Origin of the sequence: Desulfuromonas thiophila, assembly GCF_900101955.1 — a bacterium.
GTDB lineage: Bacteria > Desulfobacterota > Desulfuromonadia > Desulfuromonadales > Desulfuromonadaceae > Pseudodesulfuromonas > Pseudodesulfuromonas thiophila.
On sequence record NZ_FNAQ01000034.1, the window covers coordinates 1 to 2,730 of the forward strand.

A 2,730-nucleotide genomic window follows, 5' to 3' on the forward strand; every position below is an offset into this window, starting at 1 on the left:
CGGTTTCGTTCTGGTTCTGTTTGGTCATTGTCAATCTCCTTGGACACGGGGACATTACCCCAAATCAGTGTCCAAGAAAACCGGCGCCGCTCCAGTCGTCGCTGTCGGGGTGATAGTCCCGTTCCCCGCGCCCGCGGGGATGAACCGATGCAGGTACGGGCGCGGCGGAATGGTCACCCTGCGGCCGCGACCGGCCTGGCCGCCGAACTGGTGGATGGCGGCGTATCGTCGTGTCCCGGCGGACACCCAGGCGGCCCTGGCGCCGTGGCCGGGGACGAGGGTGTTCTTCAGGGCGCCGCTGACCTGCAGCATCTTGCCGGGCCACTTGTGCTGCAGCGCTCGCCGCAGCACGGTGCGGGGCGAAAGCCGTGGCCAGGGGCCGGTTGGGCCGTGCTCGTTGGCCAGATTATCGCGTACTTCCTCAAGCAGTATCTCGGACAGGCCCGCCATTACCGGCGACAGGTCGCTAACCTTGCTGGCCAGGGCCTGCAGCTGGCGGTTGACTGCGGCGTCGTTTACGGTGACGGTGATCATCTCTGCTCTTTCAACGCTTGCGTGCTGTGTTATGGTGTCGTGGTAGCGAGGTGACGACAGGAAACTTTCGGCGTCCTGCAGGCTTTCCAAGCGGATGGTGGGGAGAAGCCGGCCACCCGCCTCGCTACCACTCTTTCAGGGCTCCCGCGATAACCTGGTGCTCCTTGGAAACCAGGTTGTCCCCCTTAACAATGCCCGCTGTGACGAACGCATTCATTGTCCCCTGCTTTTTGACCCTTCTGTTGATCTTCACAACAGTAGGGCGTTACTAGTTTTCCTGGACACTGAATCGGGGTAAAGCCCCCGTGTCCAAGGAGATTGATAATGACAACGAACAACAAGAGCGAAGCTGCTGTAAGCCGTCCTGGAATGGGGCGCCGTTTCACCGCCTCGGCGTAGCCGTAATGAGAACGGGAAGTCGTTGTCGCAGTTGAGCAAAATAGGGCATTGCGTAATCGGAAAAGGGCAACAACGTATACAGTATGCCAGCGGGTTCTGGCCGGGAGCGGGTCTGGGGGGTTGACAGCGGGGGCTGTTTTGAGGCAAAACGGACAAATGTTCGCGCGCCGTCCTGATCGCGGGGCGGTTGCTGTCCGCTGGGGTGGCTGTGTGCTGCCGGTTTGTGCAGACGAGTGCGCCGGGTTTTCCCTGTCGACAGGTTGCCTATGAATGCCATCTGGAAATCCACGCAGGAACGGCGCCGTAAGCTTCGTCGAAAACGTCGGCTGCAACTGCTGGCGGTTCTGCTCTGTTGTGCCACCCTGTTTGGTCTGTATCACTTCCCACCGCAATTCTCCGATCCTTCGGACCTTTCCACGGATGTTTTCCCGGAATCAGAATCGGTTGTCTGCCCGCCAGTTGAGCTGGCGCAAGATGCCGCAGCCGATCCGGCACTGGTGGCTGTGGACGAGGTGTCGACGGAATCTGTTCTGAAACACGAGATCGTTCAGGGTGATACCCTCAGCTCGATTTTCGATGCCCTGCGCCTGAGCCGTGCGGCCATGTGTCAGATTCTGGCGGCGGATGAGGAGGTTCTGGCCCTTGATACGCTGCGGCCAGGCAACCGTCTGACCTTTACTCTTGATCCGCAGTCTCGTGAACTGCAGAAGATGGAACTGTTTGTTCACCCGGCGCGCTGGGTGCTGTATACCCGTGCCGATGCGGCCAGTTTCGATTTTGAGGAGGTGGTGCTGCCGGGCAGATGGGAGCAGCAGCTGCTTGAAGGCGAAATTCAGGGCAGCTTCTATGTGTCTGCCCGCCGGGCCGGCTTGACCGATCAGGAGACGGCCCAGGTCGGCGATCTGTTTTCCGATCAGATCCATTTTGCCCGCGAAATGCAGGCCGGAGACCGCTTCCAGATTATTCGCAGCCAGCAGTTTGTCGAGACGGAACCCACCGGCCAGAGCCGTATTGAGGGGGTGCGGATCTTCCGGGGCAAACAGCTCTACAGCGCTTTTCTGTTCGAGGATGGCAATTATTACGATCACAAGGGCGAGAGCCTGGCGCGGGCCTTTCGGCGCTATCCGACAACCGGTCAGTATCGGGTGAGTTCCCATTTCAATCCGCGCCGGTTGCATCCCATCACCCGACGGGTTTCGCCGCATAATGGCGTCGATTTCGCCATGCCGACGGGCACGCCGATTGTTTCCATTGGCGATGGCGTGGTGACACGGGTGCAGAATCATCCCTATGCCGGCAAGTATGTGGAAATTCAGCATGGCAGTCATTACGCCACCCGTTATCTGCATCTGAGCCGGTTTCAGGTCAAGCCCGGACAACGGGTGAAGCGGGGCCAGCGCATTGCCATGTCCGGCAATACTGGCCGTTCGACTGGCCCGCATCTGCATTTTGAGCTGCATATCAAGGGCCGGCCGGTCAATCCGTTGACGGCGAGCATCCCCATGGCCTCATCGGTTCCCAGGGCCAAGCTGGCTCTGTTCAATCAGCGGGTGGAGGAATTGGTCGGGTTGATGGAACATCCGCCGACCCACATTGCCCAGCCCTCGTCCCCGTCGCGGGGCGATCGTCCACTCACCGGGCAGCTGTCTGTTTCTTCCGCCGAGGCCATCCCGGCCTCCTGACTCTCATCATTTAAAACGCTTGAGCCTCTTGCAAAAAGTTCTGAGCTGAGGCGTTGACAAACGATCTGGGGACATGAGTGCCGGCTTGGGCCCGAAAATCAGGCCAGAAAGGGAT

At 59.9% G+C, this 2,730-nt stretch carries 2 protein-coding genes; one reads left to right on the top strand and one right to left on the bottom strand.

Going from position 1 to position 2,730, the window contains the following annotated elements; translation table 11 throughout:
- Positions 1-54: 54 nt before the first annotated feature.
- Positions 55-534: a phage virion morphogenesis protein gene (locus BLR80_RS12550; RefSeq protein ID WP_092080875.1), complete on the bottom strand. Its 480-nt coding sequence runs from the start codon at positions 532-534 to the stop codon at positions 55-57.
- Positions 535-1,199: 665 nt separating this feature from the next.
- On the opposite strand from BLR80_RS12550, the gene BLR80_RS12555 reads away from it, so the two are divergent.
- Complete coding sequence (locus BLR80_RS12555; RefSeq protein WP_092080878.1) at positions 1,200-2,615, top strand: peptidoglycan DD-metalloendopeptidase family protein; 1,416 nt, start codon at positions 1,200-1,202, stop codon at positions 2,613-2,615.
- The last annotated feature ends 115 nt before the right edge of the window (positions 2,616-2,730 follow it).